The organism is Stenotrophomonas tumulicola (assembly GCF_014117215.1).
Classification (GTDB): domain Bacteria; phylum Pseudomonadota; class Gammaproteobacteria; order Xanthomonadales; family Xanthomonadaceae; genus Stenotrophomonas; species Stenotrophomonas tumulicola.
The window spans coordinates 79,890-99,791 of record NZ_JACGXS010000009.1 but is presented as its reverse complement, the minus strand read 5'-3'; the positions used below and the strand labels follow the sequence as shown (position 1 = coordinate 99,791).

Genomic DNA, 19,902 nt, shown 5'->3' with positions numbered 1-19,902 from the left:
CGCGGCTGGTGGGCTTTCGGGCTGCATCTGGGGGGGTGGCCGGGCGGGTGGCCGCCTGCCGCGCAAGAAAAAAATGGTAGAGCGGGGCCATGCCCCGCTGCCGTTGGCGCGGCACCGGAAACAAGAGCAGCGGGTCATGGACCCGCTCTACCCATCCCCATCACCCCATTCCGCCGGGCATGGCCCGGCGCTATCCGACGCCGCATGGACCTGTCGAAGGGGGGTCGGGGTGGGTTGGCGGGACCTTGTGAGGCAGGAGCCGAACAGGAGCCCCCATGGACGGGTTCACGGCGCGTCCCGCCAACCCACCCCGCCCTACCAACCCCCAGCCCTGCAGCTGTTGCTTTTGACGTTAGCTGTTGCTGTTGCTGTTGCTCGATCAGGGCTTGATCTTCGAATCCGTACCCTGCGGCACGCTGTCGTAATAGCGGCCAGTGCGCGAGTCGAATACCCGGTTCTGGCCGGCCGGCTTCACCCCAGGAATGATGCGCCCATCGCGGTCATAGACTTTCGCCGGTGCCGTGCTTGCCGGCCGCGGCGCCACCTGGGCCGGACCAGTGCTGCGGATCGGCCCGGCCGCTGGCGGCGGCGCGGCGATGGGACGCGGTGCCTGCACCGGCGATGGCGGCGCAGGCTGCACCGGCCTGGCCGGCTGCGGAGCCGGCGGCTGCGGCGGCGCGGTCACCTGGGTGGCGCCGCGGGTGGAGGTCGGGCTGGACGGCGAAGCGATCTGCGCCGACGCCATCACAGGCAGCAGCAGTCCCAGCAACAGGATCGGTGAACGGTTCATGGCACGACTCCAGCGTCGAAGAACTGCAGGATGCAGCGCTTTCCGTGTGCCCGCCATGAATGGCCCACGCTTGCATGACGGCAGCGCAGGCCCCATCTGCACTGCATCCCCCAGGAGAACCCGCATGAGCGACTTCGATCTCACGCCCCCCACCGACGCACAGCGCCAGGCGTTGGTCGCCAGCCTCAGCCCAGATGAAGCGCGCGTGCTGCTCCAGCACGGTACCGAAGCGCCGTTCTGCGGCGTGTTCCTGGACAACAAGCGCGACGGCGTCTACTGCTGCCGCCTGTGCGCCCTGCCGTTGTTCCGTTCCAGCACCAAGTTCGATTCCGGCACCGGCTGGCCCAGCTTCTTCGCTCCTTTCGCGCCGGAACACGTGCGTGAAATCCGCGATGTCAGCCACGGCATGATCCGCACCGAGGTGACCTGCGCGCGTTGCGGCAGCCATCTTGGCCACGTGTTCCCCGACGGCCCACCGCCCACCTTTGAACGCCACTGCATGAACTCGGTCTCACTGTCGTTCACCGCGAATGGAGAGCCGTATCCCGATCCACTGCAGCGTGGCGGGGCCGAAGCCGGGCAGGCAGGCTGATTCCGTACCAGGCCCCGTCCCCACGCTGCTGAGCGCGGCCTGCGATGGCCCCTTACAATGGTCGTCTTTCCTTTTGCAGGTAGCCCCATCCCATGTCCAAGCTGTCCAAAGCAAAGCGCGACAAGCGCAAGAAGCAGCAGGCCAAGCGTCCGTTCCTGCGCCTGGGCGACCAGCAGCAGGTGCAGAACCACGCCGTGCTGACCAACGAAGAAGGCCAGGTGGTCGCCGCCATCGGCCTGCAGGGCCGTCAGTGGCTGCTTTCCATCGGCGGCCAGACCATGGGCAACGCTGACGATCCGATGCCGATGCTGGCCATGCTCAAGCACCTCGCCAACGTGCAGGGCAAGGAAGGCCGCATCGTCGAACTGCAGTACTCCGAAGGCCTGGGCGCGATGATCAACGCAGTCGCGGCGGAGAAGAACCTCGACGCCGACGCCTACCTGGACGAGCTGGCCGCGGAATTCGACACCATCGATGCCGAAGACGCCGCTGGCGAAGCGCTGGAAGCAGCCGATGTCGCGGCTGATGCCGACGTGGCTGATGCAGATGCAGAGGCTGCCGTGGAAACCCCTGCCGAAGCACCGGCAGCTGCGGACGAGAAGCCGCAGGCCTGAGCCCAGGCGACGCTACGGTGACGGTCTACATCGACGATGCAGTGCATCCCTGGCGCGGCGAGCGCTGGGCGCACCTGATGGCCGACACCTTGCCCGAGCTGCACGCCATGGCCATGCAGCTCGGCATCCCGCGGCGAGCGTTCCAGGACCTCGCCAGCGGCGCCCACTACGATGTCCCCGCACCGCTGCGCGAAAAGGCGATCGCGCTGGGCGCGCGGCCGATCTCGCGGCACACCGATCGTGCCCTGCTGAAGGCCGTCATCGCCAACGCCCGTGCGCAATACCGGCAGCGGTGACAGGTCAGAACGGATCGCTGCCCAGCCGCACTTCCACGTTCAACAGCGAACACAGTGCCAGCATCGCATCGTCATCGCGGGTCAGTGCCATCCAGGCGGTGAAGCCATCGCTGCCGGCATCCACGCTCCATAGCGTGTAATTCCGCTCGCGCAGGCGGTCGAAGGCAGTGGACATCAGCTGCACCCCGTCCAGCCCGGCGGCAAAGTCCTCATCATCCAGGTCGCCGCCCCAGTCCAATTGCAGGTTGAAGCGCGCGGACAGTTCATTGACCGCCGACATCAGCGCATCCAGGTCATCACGCTCCACCTCGAAGCCGCTCTGCCAGCCGATCGCGCTGAACAGCGACGGCAGCCAGTCGCTGCCGGCCTCCAGCGGTTCGCCCTGCTCGGCCAGCAGCTCGCGCCAGCGATTGAACTGCTGCAGCGCCAGCTCCTCGTCACCGGGATTGATCAGCGCCAGCAGGTTCCAGACCCGCGCTTCGAAGTCGTCTTCGTCGAAATCGTGGGCATCTTCCTCGAAGTCGAAATAATCGCTGTTGTCGGGCATGGTCGGAGTCCTGGTGTTCGTGGAGCGGGGCCACGCATTCTGAGGCCTCGCGGCCGGCGCCGGAAGCGCCACGATTGGGGCAGGCGCCCGGGCCGGGTATCCTTTACCGCATGAAGCCGGCCGTGGTGGCCGTCACAGTGAATCCTGAAATGAGCGATACCCCTCCCGACCACCTGGCCATCAACCCGGCCAGCCCCTTCCACGATGCGCAGGCGCTGGAGCGCGGCGTCGGCGTCCGTTTCAACGACATCGAGCGCAATGACGTCGAGGAATATTCGGTCAGCGAAGGCTGGATCCGCGTGCAGGCCGGCAAGGCCCGCGACCGCCGCGGCAACCCGATGACCCTGAAGATCAAGGGCACGGTCGACGTGCGCTACCTCGACCTGAAGCCGCAGGACGCCTGACCGACGGCGACGGAGGCGGGTAGCGCCGAGCCATGCCCGGCCGGCTGCCCCTGGCATCGCGGTTGCTGGACCGGAAGCCGCCGAGCATGGCTCGGCGCTACTGCGCTACCGCGAGGGCACCCGCCATCATTCCCGCTGGCGGGCTTCCAGCAGGTCCAGGTTACGGATCAGCTTGCGCGAGATCTCATCGGAGATCACCCCGCGGCGGGTCAACCGGAACAGTTCCTCGCGCTCGGCCGTCAGCCCCGCGCCACGCAGCTGCCGGTAGCCACGCTCCATCCGCCGCACCTTCTCCGGGTCCGCATCCGGGCCGTTTTCCTTTTCCAGGTTGCGCTGGTACAGCAGGCTCACCCGCGACGCTGCATCGTTGTACAGCTGCACGTTGTCGGTGGTCTGGTTCTGCACCAGTTGCTGGCGCATCCGCTCCACGCCGGCCAACGCCGCCTTGGAAGCCAGCTTGCGCGCCACGTCCTCTTCCTTGCGTTCGCCCGGATCGGCCGGCATCTGCAACCCCTTCAGCAACTGCGGCAGGGCCACGCTGGCGCCCACCAGCGAGAACAGGATCACCGCCGCCGCCAGGAAGATCACCAGGTCGCGTGCCGGGAAGGGAGCGCCACTGGGCAGCAACAGCGGCAGCGTCAGCACGCCGGCCAGGGTGATCGCACCCCGGACACCGGCCACCGAGGTAGCCACCACGATGCGCCAGCTTGGCGCCTCGTTCTGCGCCTGCCCGCGACGGCGCGCGCGCAGCAGGTTCCAGCGCAGCGAAAGCCATACCCACAGCAAGCGCAGCAGGATCAACGCCAGGTTGATCACCACCACGTACACCGCCAGCCACCATGGATTCTGGTGGCCACTCTCGCTCATCGTGTCGATCGCACGCTCGACGATGCCCGGCAGCTGTTCGCCCAGCAACACGAACATGATGCCGTTGAAGCTGAACTGCAGCATGTTCCACACCGCCGAACGCTGCACGCGCATGCTGCCGGAAACGCGTCCGGTCAGTTCGACGTAACTCATCGTGATGCCGGCCGCCACCGCTGCCAGGATGCCTGACGCGTTGACTTCTTCGGCCAGCAGGTAGGCAGCGAAGGGGATCAGCAGGTTCACCAGCATCGCCGCGCCGGGTTCTTCGCCGAAGCGCCGCCACAACCAGCGCTGGAACGTGGACACGCCCAGGGTGACCGCCACGCCCACCGCCAGCCCGGCCACCGCCACCCACAGGAAGGTCAGCGACGCGTTGGCCAGCGAGAACGTCCCGGTCATCACCGCCGCCACGGCGAAGCGGAAGCAGACCAGGCCGGATGCATCGTTGAGCAGCGACTCGCCTTCCAGGATGTGCATCAGCCGCTTCGGGATGGGCGCCTTGGAAGCGATCGCGCCGACCGCAACCGGATCGGTCGGCGAGATGATCGCGGCCAGCGCGAAGCAGACCGCCAGCGGCATCACCGGGATCATCCAATGGATCAGCAGCCCGGCACCGAGCACGGTGAATACCACCAGGCCAAACGCCAGCTCCAGGATCGCGCCCTTGTCCCGGAACAGGCCCTGTTTCGGGATTCGCCAGCCGTCCAGGAACAGCAGCGGCGGCAGGAACAGCAGGAAAAACATCTCCGGGTCGAGTTCGTGGCCGCGGTTGAATACCCCGGCAATCACCGCGCCCAGCGCGATCTGTACCAGCGGCAACGGCAGCGAGAACGGCAGGACCCGGACCAGGTATCCGCTGGCGACGACCGCGACCAACATCGCCAGTACGACTTCAATGGTGTGCATGCATCATCCAGATGACGGCGCAGGAAAGGGGGGAGGCTGGGAAGCCGAGCGCCATGAATGCGAAAAAACTAGCACACCCCATCCTTTCCGCGCATGCGGGCCGGCTGCCAACTCAGCGCCGCGACAGCAAAAGCCTGCAGCCCGTGCCATCACCACGCCCTGCAGGGCCGCTGGCCAGCCAACCGCTGCCGATCATGCACCCGCACCGTCGAAGCGGTAGATGTCCATCGCCAGCATGCCCATGTCGATGCCCGCATCGATGCGTTGCGCGCCAAGAGCGCCCTCGCCAGCCGCGCCGATGGCGAAATGCAGCGGCTGCAGGTGTTCATCGGTGGGATGCGCGCGCTCGGCAAAAGGTGCCTGCCGGCGGTAGTCGAGCAATGCCTCGACATCATCTGCGGCCAGCCGCTCCTCGATCCAGCCAATGAACGGCCGCACGTAAGGCGCTTCCTTTCCATCCTGGTAATTGCGCCAATCGTGCAGGTTATGGGTGATGCTGCCCGAGCCGACCAGCAGCACGCCCTGTTCGCGCAGGGGGGCCAACGCACGGCCCAGCGCCAGTTGGTGGGACGGCCCCAGATGGGGCTGCAACGACAGCGGCACCACCGGAATGGATGCATCCGGATACAGGAAACGCAGCGGCACCCATGCGCCATGGTCCAATCCGCGCAGCGCATCCACCTGTGCAGGCAGGCCCGCGCTGGACAGCAGCTGTTGTACCTGGTTCGCCAGCATGGGGGCACCGGGTGCGGGGTACTGGATCTGGTACAGCGGCTCGGGAAAGCCACCGAAATCATGGATGGTCGGCGGCTGCGCATGCCCACCCACCTGCGGTTGCGCGCTGGGCCAGTGCGCACTGGCGATGACGATCGCACGCGGTCGCGGCAGGCTGGCAGCCAGTTCGGCCAAGCGCCCACCCACCTGCCCCGGCTGCAGGGCGGTCATCGGCGAGCCATGGGAGATATAGAGGGAAGGAAGCAGCGTCATGGCGGAACCTCGGAAGAACCTGCCGCCAGCTTATTGCCAGCAGCCACGGTGAAAAATAGGATGGGCCGAGCCGGTTTATTGCGGGAAAAGAAACAATGGACACCTTGGACGCCATGCGGGTCTTCGTCGCCGTGGTCGAACGCAACGGCTTCAGCGCTGCGGCCGAAGCACTTGGGATGTCCACCGCCGGGGTGACCCGGCAGATCGCAGCGCTGGAGAAGCGCCTGTCGACACGCCTGTTGAACCGCACCACGCGCCGGGTCAGCCCGACCACCACCGGCGCGGCCTACTACGACCAGTGCCTGCGCCTGCTTGCCGAGTTCGACGCGCTGGAGGCCAGCATCGGCGCCCAGGCGTTGGTACCGTCAGGGACACTGCGCATCAACGCTCCGGTCAGCTATGGCATCGCCCGCCTCGGCCCGTTGCTGGCCAGCTACCGCGCCGCGCATCCGCAGGTGGAACTGGACCTGTCGCTGTCCGACCGGCTGGTGGACATGGTCGAAGAGGGCTACGACCTGGCGATCCGCATCACCCGGTCACCGCATCCATCGCTGATCGCCAGGCGCCTGGGGGAAGCGCAGATCCGCCTGTGTGCATCACCTGCTTACCTGGCCCAACGCGGCCACCCCACGCATCCGCAGGAACTGGCGGCACATGATTGCCTTGGCTACAGCTACTGGACCGGTGGCGACCAATGGACGCTGCGCGGGCCTGGCGGCGAAGCCAGCGTCGCGGTCAGCGGCAGCCTGCGGGTCAACAACGGGGACGTGCTGCGCGAAGCCGCCATCGCCGGGCTGGGCATCATCCTGCAGCCGGATTTCCTGGTGGAACAGGCACTGGCCGATGGCCGCCTGCAGCCCGTGCTGCCCGGCTGGGACGTACCGCCGATCGGCATCTACGCGGTGTATGCCAGCCGCAGCCACCTCGCCCCGAAGGTACGCAGCTTCATAGACCACTTGCTGGATGCCGGCCTGTGATCGGTCATGTCCCCCATCTGATGGCCCCCACCCGCCGGGCGCAGGCCGCTTGGGGTATCCGGCCACATCCGGCACAGTACGTGCTCGGCTGGTGCACGGTTGCCGGGGCAACCGCGCCCCCCGGCTGGGATTAGACTGGCGGTTTCCCGTTTGCAGAGAAATCCATGCCTACGCTGCGCCGCTCTCCCCTGCTGCTGGCCATCGTCGCCAGCCTGTCCCTGTCGTTGGCCGCCTGCGGCGGTGATGCCCCCTCCGGCACGCCCGAGGCGCAGCAGCAGGCGCCCGCCGACGATACCGCCAAGCCCTTGCTGGGCAGTTTCGGTTTCGATGCCAATGGCATGGACCGCAGCATCGCCGCCGGCGACAACTTCTTCGATTTCGCCAACGGCAGCTGGGTGAAGAACACCGAGATCCCGGCCGACCGCTCGCGCTTCGGCAGCTTCAACGTCATTGCAGAAAAGACCCAGGCCGACACCCGCGCCATCCTCGAAGGAGCCGCCGGAAACAGCCAGGCCGACGGCGAAGACAAGATGATCGGCGATTACTACGCCGGCTTCATGGATGAGGCAGGTATCGAACAACGCGGCCTGGCGCCGCTGCAGCCGCAGTTGCAGGCGATCGACGCACTGGCCGACAAGGCCGCGCTCGCGCGTGCGCTGGGCAGCGACGTCCGTGCCGACGTGGACCTGCTCAACGCCACCAATTTCTACACCGACCGCCTGTTTGGCCTGTGGGTGTCGGTGGACCTGCTGCAGCCTTCGCGTACCGCACCCTACCTGGTGCAGGGCGGGCTGGGCATGCCGGACCGTGACTTCTACCTCGGCGATGGCCGCATGGCCGAACTGCGCCGCCAGTACCAGGACTACATCGGCAACCTACTGCAGATGGCCGGCATCGCCGACGCCACCGCGAAGGCCAAGCGCATCGTCGCGCTGGAAACGCGGATCGCCCAGGCACATGCCAGCCAGGAAGAGACCAACGACGTGGCCAAGGGGGCCAATCCCTGGACGCGCGACGACTTCAGCGCCAAGGCACCGGGCATGGACTGGGCCGCGTTCCTCGAAGCGTCCGGCCTGGGCGAACAGCAGGACTTCATCGTCTGGCAGCCGAAGGCGGTTGCTGGCCTGTCGCGGCTGGTCGCCACCGAACCGCTGGATGCCTGGAAGGATTACATGACCTTCCACGCACTGGACCGCGCCGCCACCTACCTGCCGAAGAAATTCGCCGATGCGCACTTCGCCTTCCATGGCACCGCATTGAGCGGCACCCCGCAGCAGAGCGAGCGCTGGAAGCGTGCCGTGGACGATGCCAACCATGCCGTTGGCGAGGCGATCGGCAAGCGCTACGTGGAAAAGCACTTCGACGCGAAGACCAAGGAACGCGCCGACGAAATGGCCAGGAACATCATTGCCGCCTTCTCCCGGCGCATCGATGCGCTGGAATGGATGTCACCGCAGACCAAGGCGCACGCCAAGGCCAAGGTGGCCGGCCTGACCGTCGGCATGGGGTATCCGGAGAACTGGCGCGATTACAGCGGGCTGGACATCAAGCGCGACGACCCGCTGGGCAACGCGCAGCGTGCCGAACTGTTCGAATACCAGCGCAACCTGGCCAAGCTGGGCAACGCCCCGGACCACGGCGAATGGGCGATGCTGCCGCAGACCATCAACGCCATGAACGTGCCGCTGGAAAACCGCCTGGTGTTCCCGGCCGCGATCCTGCAGCCGCCATTCTTCGATGGCGCCGCCGACGACGCAGTGAACTACGGTGCCATCGGCGCGGTGATCGGCCACGAAATCAGCCACGGTTTCGATAATGCCGGTGCGCTGTTCGACGAAACCGGCAAGCTGCATAACTGGTGGACGCCGCAGGACCTGGAGAAGTTCAACGCCGCCGGCGATGCGCTGGCCGCGCAGTTCAGCAGCTATGAACCGTTCCCCGGCGCGCACGTCAATGGTCGCCTGACCCTGGGCGAGAACATCGCCGACGTGGCAGGCCTGGGCACCGCCTACGATGCCTACCAGCTGTCGCTGCAGGGCAAGACGCCGCAGGTGCTGGAAGGCTTCAGCGCCGACCAGCGCTTCTTCCTCGGCTTTGCACAGGCATGGCGCAGCAAGAGCCGCGAACAGGCGCTGCGCAACTCACTGCTGACCGACGTACATGCCCCGGGGCAGTTCCGCGCGCTGACCGTGCGCAACATCGACGCCTGGTATCCGGCGTTCGAAGTAAAGCAGGACCAGAAGCTGTTCCTGGCACCGGAAAAGCGCGTCAAGGTCTGGTAAAGGCCGGTTGCAGGGTGCGGGCCGTTGGCCCGCATCGCATTCCCCGGGGTGCCGGCCCTTCGCCGACCCCCGACATGCCGCCGTCTGCGCGGTTTTCGCATTCTCCGTCCTCAGGCAGCACCTGCGTGCCTGCGGAGATGCATCGTCGGCCATTCATGTGCACTCGCAGCACGCTTTTTACTGCGACATCTTGTCGCAGGCTGTGGCATCGATTTTGCGCCGCATCAATTCCAATTTCGCGCCGCGCATTCAGCTGAAGCACGGTGCGCGCCTTCGCGTGGCCTTTATTGCACACGGCGCTGGAAGTGCTAGAACTGAACCCGCCTCATCGGTCAACGCAACGCCGCACGTTCCACAAGGAGCCAGCCATGATTGCTTTGTTCAAGGGTTTAGGATTGCTGCTACGCGACAACGAGCTGTACCACAGCCCGTTTGAAAAACAGGTCGCCCATTGGCGTGGCCTCAGCGAGCAGCAGATCCGCGAGGAAGTCGAGGTGCTGGCCAAGGCCAAGAGCCAATGGCTGGTCGCCTCGATCATCGGCTGGCAAGCGGCATCGCTGCTGATCCTCGGCCTGATCGCCAACTACCTGTGGCGGGATGACTTCCACATCACCTTCACCCGCGTGGTCATCGTATTCGGCTCCTGGGTGTCGATCCTGTTCGTGATCTGGTTCATGGCCAACATGTTCGACCAGCAGGCCGGCTTCGAACGCTGGATGAAGGCGTTCAACAGCCGCGCGCGCATCACCTCCAAGGCGGACAGCGTGGAATGCGTGGCCGATGCGCTGGGCATGGCGGAGCACTATCCGGAAGTGCTGGATTACAAGCAGGCAGTCACCAACAAGCGCGAACTGCGCCATGAAGACATCCGGATCATGACCGAGATCGGACGGATGCGGAAACACAGCGAACTGGTCGGCCGCCTGAACCACGTCGGCGAAACCAGCAGCCACCGCGACCTCACCCTGCAACCCGCCTTCTAGAAAAAGGGGACGGAGGGGATTAAGTCCCGATCAGCACTTCAGGTGCCGATCGGGACTTAATCCCCTCCGTCCCCTTTTTCATCCGCGGTGGCAACGTTGCTCCGGGCTGCTGCTGACGCAGCTCTGGAATCCAGCGGGCAGTCCCTGCTGGCGCTGTTGCTGGCCCGCGCGGACATCGAAACGTTGCAGCCCGGCGCGTTCGCAATGCCGCGCCGCATCGCACGCCTCTTCGAACACTTCGTAATAGCAGCGTCCGCTGGCGCTGCGCACGCATTCGAACGACGCGCTGCCTGCACGCACCGAAGTGCGGCTGAACAACAGGTCCACTCCCTGCTCGTTGACGCGCGTGATCGATGTGCTGGTCGCTTTCTCCTGGCATCCGAACAGCGACAACAGGCAGCTCAACAGCGTAGTGAGATAACGCATGGCATGGCCCTTCCCTGTTTGGCCTGGCGCGGCTTACATGCCGCGGAACAGGCTCATGAACGGTTGACTGACGGTGAGGGTTTCCGGTCGTTCGCGCAGGCGCAGCACGCCACGCCCGCTGTCGTCGCGGGAAACTGCCGCTACCGCCTTCATGTTGACGATGGTCGAGCGGTGCACCTGCCGGAACTGCTGCGGGTCCAGCGCTCCCAACAGTTCGCGCAGCGGCGTGCGCAGCAGGCTTTCGCCGTCGGCGGTAACCACCGTGGTGTACTTGTTGTCCGCGCGGAAATACACCACGTCCTCCAGCATCACCAGCACGGTATCGCGGCCATTGCTGGCGGTGATCCAGGCCAGCGGGGGCGCATCGGTCCGCTGCTGGTTCGCCCCCAACCGCTGCAACAGGCGCTCCAGCACCGCATCGTCGTTGCGGGCCGATGGCAGGCGCGCCAGCAGGCGTTCGCGGGTAGCCAACAGGCGCTCGTCGCTGACCGGCTTGAGCAGGTAATCCATCGCGCCCTGCTCGAACGCATCGATGGCGTACTGGTCATACGCGGTGACGAACACCACCTGCGTGCGCGGACTCAACTCACCCAGCGCACGTGCCACCTGGATGCCGCTGATGCCAGGCATGCGGATGTCCAGGAAAGCGAGGTCGGGCTGTTTTTCCGCCAGCTGCTCCAGCGCGCTGGCGCCGTCTTCGCACTCCGCCACGATGCGCAGGTCCGGCCACAGCCGGCGCAGCTGTTCGACCAGCGCGGTGCGCAGCAGCTCTTCGTCTTCGGCAATCAGCGCGTCAAGTGGCATGCCAGGCCTCCTTCGCAGCCGGTGGCAGGGTCAGGGTGGCGGCAACGCCGCTGGGGAAGTTGGCAACGATGGCCACGCCAGCCTGTTCGCCACAGGTAAGGCGCAGGCGCTCACGCAGGTTCTTCAGGCCGATGCCGGTGCCGCTGGTGCCATGGCCGAAGCCCAGGCCATCGTCGGCGACGGTCACGGTAACGTGGTCGTCGAACGCACGGGCGATGATCCAGATCGTGCCGCCACCGGGCTTCGGTTCCAGGCCGTGCTTGATCGCATTCTCCACCAGCGTCTGCAGCGCCATCGCCGGCAGGCGCACCGCATGCAGCGCCTCGGGCACCTGCACCTCCACGCCCAGCCGCGCGCCCATGCGGATGCGCAGGATCTCCAGGTATGCACGGGTGCGATCCAGCTCCACGCCAAGCGTCGACACCGACTCTTCCATGCTGGGCAACGAACTGCGCAGGTAATGGATCAAGTGCCCCAGCATCTGCTCGGCACGGCCAGGATCGGTGCGGGTTAGCACCTGCGCGTTGGCCAGCGTGTTGTACAGGAAGTGCGGCTCCACCTGCGCGTGCAGCAGGTTCAGGCGTGCCACCGACAGCTCCTTCTCCACATGGGTCTGTTCGGCGGCGGCCTGCTCGTCGCGTCGCTGGTCGGCCACGCGGCGGCTGATCGCACGCGACACCGCTTCGGCATTCTCGAAATTGCTGCCTTCATCCAGTGCCAGCAGGTCCGCCCACCAGCCCGCATCCGGCTCGAACAGCAGCGTCACCGTGCAGGTGCCCTGCCCCGGCGTCACCGTCGCCAATACGCTGTTGCGCTTGATCGCCAGCCGTGCAGGCAGGTTCCAGCGCGAAGGCTGGCGGCCATTCCACGGATCGACACGGCGCACGTAGGCACGGACCTGCAGGCTGCCTGCTGCGCTTTCAATGTCCTCCACGCGCGGCAGCTCGGCGATGGCCGCTTCCACCAGCGAGAACGCCGGGCCGGCATCCAGCGGCAGCTCAACCTGGCGACGCTGGCGCCCGGACAGCGTGCTGCCATCCAGGCGGCCGGCGACCAGCCAGACGCGCCGCAGGTGGGTGATCGCACTGCCCAGCGCCGACAGCATCAGGAACATGGCCAGCAGCCCGAACACCCAGCCCGGACCATCCTGCATGCCGCTGAAGATGCCGCTCCAGACCATGCCGGCCACGATCAGCGCCGCAGTCCAGGCCAGCAGGTGACGGAAGATCAGGGAGACACTGGCGAACACGGTGGTGCCTTCATGTTGGGATGGGCCGAGCATAGAGCGCCGGCCCGCCACCGCAAGCGCCACGCGACGAAACCCCGTATTCCGCCCCCCAAAAGGGGACGGAGGGGATTAAGTTGCTTCTGGCTCTTTCAGGAAGAACAAAGGGGACGAAAACGACTTAATCCCCTCCGTCCCCTTTTTTCAGCGCTGGTCTGCGCTGGCGTCGCGGACGGCGCGGAAGGCTTCTTCCGCACTCCAGTTCGGCCATGTGCGTGCGTTGGCCAACTGGCTGCCCAGCGTGTACAGCACTTCCAGGTCGCGCGCGGCACCGGCGAACTTCCAGTCCGGCTGCCATTCGTCGCCCTGCTGGTGGTAGCGCTTGGCAGTGTAGTCGTCAGACGCCTTCTTGCCTGCCGCCACGCCCCCCTCTACCCAATCCTGCCCCGCCGACCAGGACAGCGCAGGCACACCGCGCTTGGCGAACGGGAAGTGGTCCGAACGGAAGAACAGGCCCGCTTCGGGCTTCGGGTCCGGCGTGTAGCGGATGTCCCAGCCCTTGGCGACTTCCTTCAACTGGTCCAGCAGCTCGAAGCGTGCTGCGCCGTAGATGCCGAAATCACGCGAAGGACCGAACGGCGCCATGCCATCCATGTTGATCACCGCCACGGTCTTTTCCAGCGGATACAGCGGATGGGTAGCGTAGTACTCCGAACCCAGCAGGCCCTTCTCTTCGGCCGTCACCGCCAGGAACAGCAACGAACGCTGCGTGCGTGGTGCCTTGGCGAAGCCGCGGGCCAGCTCGACCAGCGATGCCGTGCCGCTGGCATTGTCCAGCGCTCCGTTGAAGATGCGATCACCCCGTGCGTCCGGCTCACCCACGCCGATATGGTCCCAGTGCGCGCTGTACACCACTGTTTCGTCCGGGTGGCTGCTGCCTTCCAGGCGTGCCGCCACGTTGTGCGAGGTGATCACTTCGGTCTTCACCGCATAGCGCGCGTCCAGGCTGGCACCGGCCAGCGGCACCGGCTTGAAGTCGCGCTGCTGCGCCTGCTTCTTCAGCGCCTCGAAATCCAGCCCGGCCGACTTGAACAGGTCCACCGCCAGGTCACGCTGTATCCAGCCTTCCAGCAGCGGATGCGACTCGGCAGGGTTGTCGCGCACCACGTCGAACATCGTGTTGGTGTTCGATCCGGCCACCGTCGCCCAGCCGTAGGATGCCGGTGCGGTCTCATGCACGATCAGCACGCCCAGCGCACCCTGGCGGGCGCCCTCCTCGTACTTGTACGGCCAGCGCCCGTACCAGGTCATGCCCTTGCCGTCGAAGTCACCCTTTCCGGTCTCGAAATCCGGATCGTTGACCAGCACCACGGCGATCTTGCCCTGCAGGTCCACGCCCTTGAAATCGTCCCAGTCCTTCTCCGGCGCTTTCACGCCATAGCCAAGGAACACCAGCGGCGCCTTGCTGATGTCGACCTGGTTGGCACCGTTCATGGCGGCGCGCACGGCAATCTGCTTGCCCTGCTCCAGTGGCAGGGCCTGCCCACCCTGGTGCAGCGCCAGCTCTGGCGTACCCACGATGTCGCCCTTGAGCAGGGGCACCGCCTGGGTCCACAGGCGCTTGCCGTCCTGCAGGTCGCCGCCGGGCTGCAGGCCCGCCTCGGCGAACCGGGCACTGAGGAAGGCGATGGTCTTCTGCTCGCCGGCGGTGGCCGGGGAACGGCCTTCATACGCATCCGACGCCAGTTCCTTGACGTCGGCGGAGATCCGCCCGCCATCGAACTTCGGCGTCGCCGCCATCACGGCGGTGGACACCGACAACGCCAACACACCCATCACCAATCGCTTCATTGCGCTCTCCAGCAGGAACGACCAAAGAAGCCGAGTGTAAGCCACGTGAACGCGCTGGCGCCGGGATGCCCGCCAACAAGTGGCCACGCGCTAGCCGGGATCGCGTGCACGCTCCAGCAGCACCTCGCGCTCGCGCCCGTTGGTGGTCAGTGCCGCAGCATGGGCAAAGGCCTGCCGGGCATCTTCCGTGCGCCCCAGCCGGGACAGCAGCTCGCCACGCACCACCCACAACGGGGCGTGCCCCTGCAGCCGTGGGTCCTGCAGCAGTGGCTGCAGCCTGGCCCAGGCAACGAAGGGGCCCTCCGCACGCGACACGGCCACCACGGCATTCAACGCGATCACCGGTGATGGCTGCACCTCCAGCAGGCGCGCGTACAGCGCAGCGATGCGCGACCAGTCGGTACGCGCAGCCTCGCGCGCCTGGGCGTGGCATTCGGCAATCCCAGCCTGCAGCACATAGGGCTCATCATCGCCACCCAGCTGGAGGGCCGCCTGCAACGAGGCGCGGCCACGCCCGATCTGCAGCCAGTCCCAGCGCGCGCGGTCCTGCTGGTCCAGCAACACGGCGTGCCCGGTGGCGTCGACCCGCGCCGCACTACGCGATGCCTGCAGTTCCATCAGTGCCAGCAGGCCATGCACCGCGGCCTGCAGCGGCAAACGCTGGGCCAGCACGCGTCCCAGGCGCAGCGCCTCTTCGCACAGCGCCGGCCGCATCCAGTCATCGCCGGCACTGGCAGCATAGCCTTCGTTGAACACCAGGTAGATGGCCTCCAGCACCGACTGCAGGCGCTCGCGAAGCGCCGCCTCGCGTGGCACCTCGAAGGGAACCTGCTTCTGCGCCAGCGTCCGCTTCGCGCGCACGATGCGCTGGGCGATGGTCGGCTCTGGCAACAGGAACGCGCGGGCGATTTCCTGCGTGGACAGCCCACCCAGCAGGCGCAGCGTCAACGCCACCCGCGCATCGGCCGGCAGCACCGGGTGGCAGGCCACGAACATCAGCCGCAGCAGGTCATCGCCGATATCATCGCCCAGCGCGTCGCTGTCGTCGGGGGCCACCGGCGCCGCAGGATGCAGCACCTCGCCCCAGCGCGCGTGCTGCTCGGCCACGCGCTGGTGTTGTCGCAGCACATCAATGGCACGGTTGCGGGCAGCGGTCATCAGCCACGCTCCAGGGTTGTCCGGCATGCCTTCGGCGGGCCAGCGCTCCAGCGCGACCAGCCAGCAGTCCTGGACCAGTTCTTCGGCACGGCCGATATCGCCACCCAGCATGCGTGCCACCCGCGCGATCAGCGCGGGGGACTCCATCCGCCACAGGGTATCCAGCCGCTGCTGCATCAAGCCGGCTCGCCGTCCATGTATGCGATTTCCCACAGGTGGCCATCCAGGTCCTGGAAGCCACGCTGGTACATGAAGCCAAGGTCGCGCGCGGGTTGCGGCTCGCTCGCACCTGCCGCCAGCGCCCTGTCCAGCAGCGCGTCCACCGCCTCGCGGCTTTCCGCCGACAGGCAGGTGATCACCTCGGTGGACTGCCGTGCATCGGCGATGGCCTTGTCGGTGAACTGCTGGAAGAACGCGTTGGCCAGCAGCATCACGAAGATGGAATCGCTGATGACGATGCAGGTTGCGTTCTCATCGCTGAAAGTCGGATTGAAGTCGTAACCCAAGGCGAGGAAGAAGCCCTTGGCGGCCTCCACGTCACGCACCGGCAGGTTGACGAAGACCATCTGTACATAGGGTGTGCTCATGGGTCATGTCTCCAGGTCAGGAAGGCTTCATGCAGTTGACCATCCACGGCTTGCCGTAGCGATCCACCAGCATGCCCCAGCGTAGCGCCCAGAACGTTTCGGCGATCGGCATGCGGACCTCGCCGCCTTCGGCAAGCGCGGCGAACACACGCTCGGCCTCCTCCACGCTGCCCACCTCCACGTTGATCGTGGTGGCCCCGCCCTTGCCATCGCTGGGCCCGTCGGCCGCCATCAGCACCGCACCGCCCACCTCCAGCTGCGCGTGCGCCACATGGTCCAGGGTCTCGGGCGGCATCTCGTTGCAGCCGGGCATGCCGTCGGACGGTGGCATGTCCCGGTATTTCATTTCCGAAGTCACCGTGCCCCCCAGTGCGTTGGCATAGAACGCCATCGCCTCGTGGGCCTGGCCGTTGAAGTCCAGGAAGGGAATCAGTTTCATGGTCCAGCTCCAGTAGTGGAAGTGTGGGGAAACAAGGGGGTTTCAGCGCGCATCCAGCGCATCACGCAGACGCTGCTCCTGTCCGCGCAGTTCCTCGGTGAAGGCGTCGCCGAAGTCCTCTTCAGCCATCACCTGGCGCAGTTCCAGCTCGGCACCGGGCCCGAACGGAGCGCGTTGTGCCCATTCCAGCGCCTCATCCAGCGAGCGCACCTGCCACAGCCAGAAACCGGCCACCAGCGTCGTCGGATCGGCAAAAGGCCCGTCGATGACCTCGCGGCCCTGTTCGTTGAAGCGTATCCGGTGGCCACGCCTGCTCGCGTGCAGGCCTTCGCCTGCCAGCATCACGCCTGCCCGCACCAGCTCTTCGTTGAACCGGCCCATGGACTCCAGTTCGGCATGGCAGGGCAGTGCCCCCGTCTCGATCCGCGCATCGGATTTCACGATGACCATCACTTTCATGTCCGTGTTCCTGCCGTGGCCCGGTTCTGCCGGGCCTTCATCATGTCGACGAACCAGGGACACGGAAATCGACATCCGTGATCGACAATTTCTGCGGCGCTGCAACACGATCCTGCGCGGCACTGGTCCATCATGGACACCCACTTTCGACGGACCCGGGCCATGCAGCAGTTCCTGCTCCTGATCTACATCGAACCCACCCTGCTGCAGGCGTTGCCCAGCGAGGAGTTCGATGCATTGATGCGCGATTGCCTGCAGCATGCCGATGCCCTGCAGGCACAAGGCATCCTGCTGGCATCGCAGAAACTGCAACCGGTCGACCAGGCCCGGACGCTGCGCGTGCGCGGCGGGCAGGAGCGCGTCATCGATGGGCCGTTCGCCGAAACCCGCGAGCTGCTGGCCGGCTTCAACCTCATCCAGGCCGATGACCGCGAGCACGCGCTGCGTATCGCCCGGGAGTTCCCCTGGGCGCGTTTCGGCAGCATCGAGGTGCGGCCGCTGGAAGACATGGACGCCGAACGCGAACGCGTCGGCGCCTGATATCACCGGGGAAAACCCGGATGGAGCGGGTCCTTGGCCCGCGCCCTACCGCAGCACCACGTGCAGGTCGCGCTGCCCCACCGCATCATTGCCGCTGTGGTCGCGGGCATGCGCACGTAGCACATACTCACCGGCCGGCAGCGCGGCGGGCTGCCAGCGGCCCACCTGCATCAGCCCATCGCGCACCGTATTGGTGGCCAGGTAGCGGAAGCGGGTGACCGCACTGCCATGCACGGTGATCCCACTGTCCGGCGCGTATGCCACCTTCACCGCTTCCTGCTGCGGCGGCATGCGGTTGAACACGATGTTCCAGCGCGGCTGCTCGTAACCGGCCAGCGGCATGCCGCCGGCGTCCAGGACCTGGTAGCCCACCTGGTACAGCCCAAGCCGACGGCGGGCCAGGTTGTCGTCCACCTGGTCCCAGGCCTCCACCACGATCTGGACGCCCGGGCCGTCACGCGGCACCAGCACGCGCCCTCCTGCAGTTGCCGCCAACGGCTGGTCGGCGTCATCCAGCAGCGCGACATCGGTGATGCGCGGTGGCACGCGATCGACGAAGCCGGTGAAGCCCAGCATGGCCGCGTTGCGTTCGAAGCCACTGCTGCCCACGCTCAGGTGCACATGCGCCTGGCTGTTGATGCTGCCCAGCCGGTCGCCTGCATGGATGCGCGTGCCGCGCCTCAGGCGGATGCGTTCCAGCTTGCCATCGCCATCCAGCAGTTGCTGCCAGCGCTCGTCGAACGCCCGTCCTGCCGGGTCGCGACCCACCCGCATGTGCAGGTAGCGCAGCGTACCCACGGCCAGCCCCTCGGCCTGTCCGCCCACGCTCCAGCTGGACAACGGGCTGTCGATCTTGCCATCGGCAATGGCCAGCACCGTCTGGCCGACGTCGCCGCGCACATCGAAGCCGTCGTGCAGGTGGTGGCGGCTCTCACCGCGGAAGTTGCCGCGCACTTCGCCCAGCGTGCCGACCACCTCATGCCAGCCGAGCTGCGGGGCCAGAGGCCAGCGCCCCTCGCTGCGCGGCAACGGCGCATCCACGGCCGGTCCCACCAACGCAGGGGCCGGCTGTTCGCCCGGTGCCAGCGGCACCACGCGGTGCAGACGCCATGCCGCTGCATCGGCCACCTGCAGGCTGCCATCAGGCGCCAGCGCCAGCCCACTGGCACGGGCAAGCCGAGGGACGCGCCCGGTGCCGACCAGGGCGATCTGGTGCCCCTGCGCGGACACCTGCACGATGCGCCCGGCACGGTCTCCTACGTACAGCACATCGTCATGGCTGAGCACCATCGACAGCGGGCCGTTGATCACGTTGCCATTGGCCACCAGCGTGTCGACCTGCCCATCCAGGCGCACCCGGCGGATCGCATTGTTGAAGAAGTCCGCCACCAGCAACGCGCCATCGTGGTCCCATGCTAACGCCACCGGGGTGTCGAAGCGCGCGACGCCACCGAACCCATCGACATGCGCCGGCTCGGCGCCGGCCAGCGTGCGCACCTGGCCATCGGTGCCGATCACGCGGATGCGGTCGTTCCAGGTATCGGCCACGTACACGTTGCCCTGCGCGTCCACCGCCACGCCCATGGGCGCATCGAAGCGTGCCTGCGCCACCGGCCCATCCACGAAGCCGCGCTCGCCGCCGGCCAGCGTGGTGACCTGGCCATCCACGCCGATGCGGCGGATCGCATGGTTGCCGGTGTCGGCTACGTACACCGTGCCGTCCATTCCGCGCGCAAGACCGGATGGGGTGTGGAACCGCGCCTGCAGCGCGGGGCCGTCGGCGAAGCCCTCGCTGCTGCCTGCCAAGGTCCCCACCCGGCCATCCACGCCAAGCCGGCGGATTCGATTGCCATCGCCGCCATCGGCGATCAGCAACGCGCCATCGTCCAGCGCCAGCAGTGCATAGGGATCGGAGAAACGGGCCAGTTCCGCTGCGCCATCGCGTACACCGGCGATGCCATCACCCGCCAGGGATCCGATCTGCGCCGTCCACCCCAGCAGGGTAGGCGCCGGCCCCTGTGGCAGCGCCTCTTCCACGGGCTGCGGCAGGAACGTCGCCAGCACACCCAGCGCGGTCAGCGCCGCCACCCCCATGATCCATCGCCTGCGTGCCATCGGCATCCCTTTCATCGCTGCAGCGGGCGACGATACGGGTTGTGCGCGGCGCG

Annotated in this window: 21 protein-coding genes; 8 read left to right on the top strand and 13 right to left on the bottom strand. The window is 66.7% G+C overall.

Annotated features, from left to right (window positions below; translation table 11 throughout):
- Positions 1-379: 379 nt before the first annotated feature.
- Positions 380-790, bottom strand: coding sequence for a classical arabinogalactan protein 4 (locus H4O11_RS15285; RefSeq protein WP_182340344.1), 411 nt, complete (start codon positions 788-790; stop codon positions 380-382).
- A gap of 124 nt (positions 791-914) precedes the next feature.
- Here H4O11_RS15285 and msrB point away from each other — a divergent pair, with 124 nt between their 5' ends.
- The 3 genes from msrB (at position 915) to H4O11_RS15270 (ending at position 2,292) form a co-directional block, all read left to right on the top strand.
- Positions 915-1,382, top strand: coding sequence for a peptide-methionine (R)-S-oxide reductase MsrB (msrB, locus tag H4O11_RS15280; RefSeq protein WP_182340342.1), 468 nt, complete (start codon positions 915-917; stop codon positions 1,380-1,382).
- A gap of 92 nt (positions 1,383-1,474) precedes the next feature.
- Positions 1,475-1,996 (top strand): hypothetical protein, encoded by a 522-nt coding sequence (locus H4O11_RS15275; protein WP_182340340.1) that lies wholly within the window; start codon positions 1,475-1,477, stop codon positions 1,994-1,996.
- Between the two features lie 17 nt (positions 1,997-2,013).
- Complete coding sequence (locus tag H4O11_RS15270; RefSeq protein WP_182340338.1) at positions 2,014-2,292, top strand: DUF4031 domain-containing protein; 279 nt, start codon at positions 2,014-2,016, stop codon at positions 2,290-2,292.
- 4 nt (positions 2,293-2,296) lie between these two features.
- Here H4O11_RS15270 and H4O11_RS15265 read toward each other — a convergent pair whose 3' ends face one another.
- On the bottom strand, positions 2,297-2,839 hold the full coding sequence (locus tag H4O11_RS15265) for a DUF6630 family protein (RefSeq protein WP_182340336.1): 543 nt from the start codon (positions 2,837-2,839) through the stop codon (positions 2,297-2,299).
- A gap of 149 nt (positions 2,840-2,988) precedes the next feature.
- On the opposite strand from H4O11_RS15265, the gene H4O11_RS15260 reads away from it, so the two are divergent.
- Positions 2,989-3,243 (top strand): DUF3297 family protein, encoded by a 255-nt coding sequence (locus tag H4O11_RS15260; protein ID WP_182340334.1) that lies wholly within the window; start codon positions 2,989-2,991, stop codon positions 3,241-3,243.
- Between the two features lie 126 nt (positions 3,244-3,369).
- Here H4O11_RS15260 and H4O11_RS15255 read toward each other — a convergent pair whose 3' ends face one another.
- Complete coding sequence (locus H4O11_RS15255) at positions 3,370-5,016, bottom strand: Na+/H+ antiporter (RefSeq protein WP_182340332.1); 1,647 nt, start codon at positions 5,014-5,016, stop codon at positions 3,370-3,372.
- Positions 5,017-5,208: 192 nt separating this feature from the next.
- Positions 5,209-6,003, bottom strand: coding sequence for a DODA-type extradiol aromatic ring-opening family dioxygenase (locus tag H4O11_RS15250; RefSeq protein WP_182340331.1), 795 nt, complete (start codon positions 6,001-6,003; stop codon positions 5,209-5,211).
- A 95-nt stretch (positions 6,004-6,098) separates the two neighbouring features.
- Here H4O11_RS15250 and H4O11_RS15245 point away from each other — a divergent pair, with 95 nt between their 5' ends.
- The 3 genes from H4O11_RS15245 (at position 6,099) to H4O11_RS15235 (ending at position 10,245) form a co-directional block, all read left to right on the top strand.
- The gene (locus H4O11_RS15245) at positions 6,099-6,980 is read left to right on the top strand and encodes a LysR family transcriptional regulator (RefSeq protein ID WP_182340329.1); all 882 of its coding nucleotides are present in this window, start codon (positions 6,099-6,101) and stop codon (positions 6,978-6,980) included.
- A gap of 164 nt (positions 6,981-7,144) precedes the next feature.
- Positions 7,145-9,262: a M13 family metallopeptidase gene (locus H4O11_RS15240; protein ID WP_182340327.1), complete on the top strand. Its 2,118-nt coding sequence runs from the start codon at positions 7,145-7,147 to the stop codon at positions 9,260-9,262.
- A 368-nt stretch (positions 9,263-9,630) separates the two neighbouring features.
- On the top strand, positions 9,631-10,245 hold the full coding sequence (locus tag H4O11_RS15235; protein ID WP_182340325.1) for a hypothetical protein: 615 nt from the start codon (positions 9,631-9,633) through the stop codon (positions 10,243-10,245).
- A gap of 78 nt (positions 10,246-10,323) precedes the next feature.
- On the opposite strand, the gene H4O11_RS15230 is transcribed toward H4O11_RS15235, so the two are convergent.
- From H4O11_RS15230 to H4O11_RS15195, 8 genes are all read right to left on the bottom strand, one after another.
- Positions 10,324-10,671: a hypothetical protein gene (locus H4O11_RS15230; protein ID WP_182340323.1), complete on the bottom strand. Its 348-nt coding sequence runs from the start codon at positions 10,669-10,671 to the stop codon at positions 10,324-10,326.
- A gap of 33 nt (positions 10,672-10,704) precedes the next feature.
- Positions 10,705-11,475, bottom strand: a complete 771-nt coding sequence (locus H4O11_RS15225; RefSeq protein ID WP_182340321.1) for a LytR/AlgR family response regulator transcription factor — start codon at positions 11,473-11,475, stop codon at positions 10,705-10,707.
- The gene (locus tag H4O11_RS15220; protein WP_182340319.1) at positions 11,465-12,724 is read right to left on the bottom strand and encodes a histidine kinase; all 1,260 of its coding nucleotides are present in this window, start codon (positions 12,722-12,724) and stop codon (positions 11,465-11,467) included. The genes H4O11_RS15225 and H4O11_RS15220 overlap by 11 nt, the downstream gene beginning before the upstream one ends.
- Before the next feature lie 180 nt (positions 12,725-12,904).
- The gene (locus tag H4O11_RS15215) at positions 12,905-14,551 is read right to left on the bottom strand and encodes a M28 family metallopeptidase (RefSeq protein WP_182340317.1); all 1,647 of its coding nucleotides are present in this window, start codon (positions 14,549-14,551) and stop codon (positions 12,905-12,907) included.
- 90 nt (positions 14,552-14,641) lie between these two features.
- Entirely contained in the window at positions 14,642-15,886 is a 1,245-nt protein-coding gene (locus H4O11_RS15210) for an RNA polymerase sigma factor (RefSeq protein ID WP_182340315.1), read from the bottom strand.
- Positions 15,886-16,296: a VOC family protein gene (locus H4O11_RS15205; RefSeq protein WP_182340313.1), complete on the bottom strand. Its 411-nt coding sequence runs from the start codon at positions 16,294-16,296 to the stop codon at positions 15,886-15,888. The genes H4O11_RS15210 and H4O11_RS15205 overlap by 1 nt, the downstream gene beginning before the upstream one ends.
- A gap of 16 nt (positions 16,297-16,312) precedes the next feature.
- Positions 16,313-16,735, bottom strand: a complete 423-nt coding sequence (locus tag H4O11_RS15200; protein WP_182340311.1) for a VOC family protein — start codon at positions 16,733-16,735, stop codon at positions 16,313-16,315.
- 42 nt (positions 16,736-16,777) lie between these two features.
- Positions 16,778-17,194 carry a YciI family protein gene (locus H4O11_RS15195; RefSeq protein ID WP_182340310.1) on the bottom strand — a complete coding sequence of 139 codons (417 nt, stop codon included), beginning with the start codon at positions 17,192-17,194 and terminating at the stop codon, positions 16,778-16,780.
- Positions 17,195-17,356: 162 nt separating this feature from the next.
- On the opposite strand from H4O11_RS15195, the gene H4O11_RS15190 reads away from it, so the two are divergent.
- Entirely contained in the window at positions 17,357-17,734 is a 378-nt protein-coding gene (locus H4O11_RS15190) for a YciI family protein (protein WP_182340308.1), read from the top strand.
- 45 nt (positions 17,735-17,779) lie between these two features.
- Here the strand turns inward: H4O11_RS15190 and H4O11_RS15185 are convergent, their stop codons facing one another.
- Entirely contained in the window at positions 17,780-19,849 is a 2,070-nt protein-coding gene (locus tag H4O11_RS15185; protein WP_182340306.1) for an SMP-30/gluconolactonase/LRE family protein, read from the bottom strand.
- Between the last annotated feature and the right edge of the window lie 53 nt (positions 19,850-19,902).

Coding starts and splice junctions, on each gene's coding strand:
- H4O11_RS15285 (WP_182340344.1), bottom strand. CDS start 790: ATGAACCGTTCACCGATCCTGTTGCTGGGACTGCTGCTGCCTGTGATG.
- msrB (WP_182340342.1), top strand. CDS start 915: ATGAGCGACTTCGATCTCACGCCCCCCACCGACGCACAGCGCCAGGCG.
- H4O11_RS15275 (WP_182340340.1), top strand. CDS start 1,475: ATGTCCAAGCTGTCCAAAGCAAAGCGCGACAAGCGCAAGAAGCAGCAG.
- H4O11_RS15265 (WP_182340336.1), bottom strand. CDS start 2,839: ATGCCCGACAACAGCGATTATTTCGACTTCGAGGAAGATGCCCACGAT.
- H4O11_RS15260 (WP_182340334.1), top strand. CDS start 2,989: ATGAGCGATACCCCTCCCGACCACCTGGCCATCAACCCGGCCAGCCCC.
- H4O11_RS15255 (WP_182340332.1), bottom strand. CDS start 5,016: ATGCACACCATTGAAGTCGTACTGGCGATGTTGGTCGCGGTCGTCGCC.
- H4O11_RS15250 (WP_182340331.1), bottom strand. CDS start 6,003: ATGACGCTGCTTCCTTCCCTCTATATCTCCCATGGCTCGCCGATGACC.
- H4O11_RS15245 (WP_182340329.1), top strand. CDS start 6,099: ATGGACACCTTGGACGCCATGCGGGTCTTCGTCGCCGTGGTCGAACGC.
- H4O11_RS15240 (WP_182340327.1), top strand. CDS start 7,145: ATGCCTACGCTGCGCCGCTCTCCCCTGCTGCTGGCCATCGTCGCCAGC.
- H4O11_RS15235 (WP_182340325.1), top strand. CDS start 9,631: ATGATTGCTTTGTTCAAGGGTTTAGGATTGCTGCTACGCGACAACGAG.
- H4O11_RS15230 (WP_182340323.1), bottom strand. CDS start 10,671: ATGCGTTATCTCACTACGCTGTTGAGCTGCCTGTTGTCGCTGTTCGGA.
- H4O11_RS15225 (WP_182340321.1), bottom strand. CDS start 11,475: ATGCCACTTGACGCGCTGATTGCCGAAGACGAAGAGCTGCTGCGCACC.
- H4O11_RS15215 (WP_182340317.1), bottom strand. CDS start 14,551: ATGAAGCGATTGGTGATGGGTGTGTTGGCGTTGTCGGTGTCCACCGCC.
- H4O11_RS15210 (WP_182340315.1), bottom strand. CDS start 15,886: ATGCAGCAGCGGCTGGATACCCTGTGGCGGATGGAGTCCCCCGCGCTG.
- H4O11_RS15205 (WP_182340313.1), bottom strand. CDS start 16,296: ATGAGCACACCCTATGTACAGATGGTCTTCGTCAACCTGCCGGTGCGT.
- H4O11_RS15200 (WP_182340311.1), bottom strand. CDS start 16,735: ATGAAACTGATTCCCTTCCTGGACTTCAACGGCCAGGCCCACGAGGCG.
- H4O11_RS15195 (WP_182340310.1), bottom strand. CDS start 17,194: ATGAAAGTGATGGTCATCGTGAAATCCGATGCGCGGATCGAGACGGGG.
- H4O11_RS15190 (WP_182340308.1), top strand. CDS start 17,357: ATGCAGCAGTTCCTGCTCCTGATCTACATCGAACCCACCCTGCTGCAG.
- H4O11_RS15185 (WP_182340306.1), bottom strand. CDS start 19,849: ATGGCACGCAGGCGATGGATCATGGGGGTGGCGGCGCTGACCGCGCTG.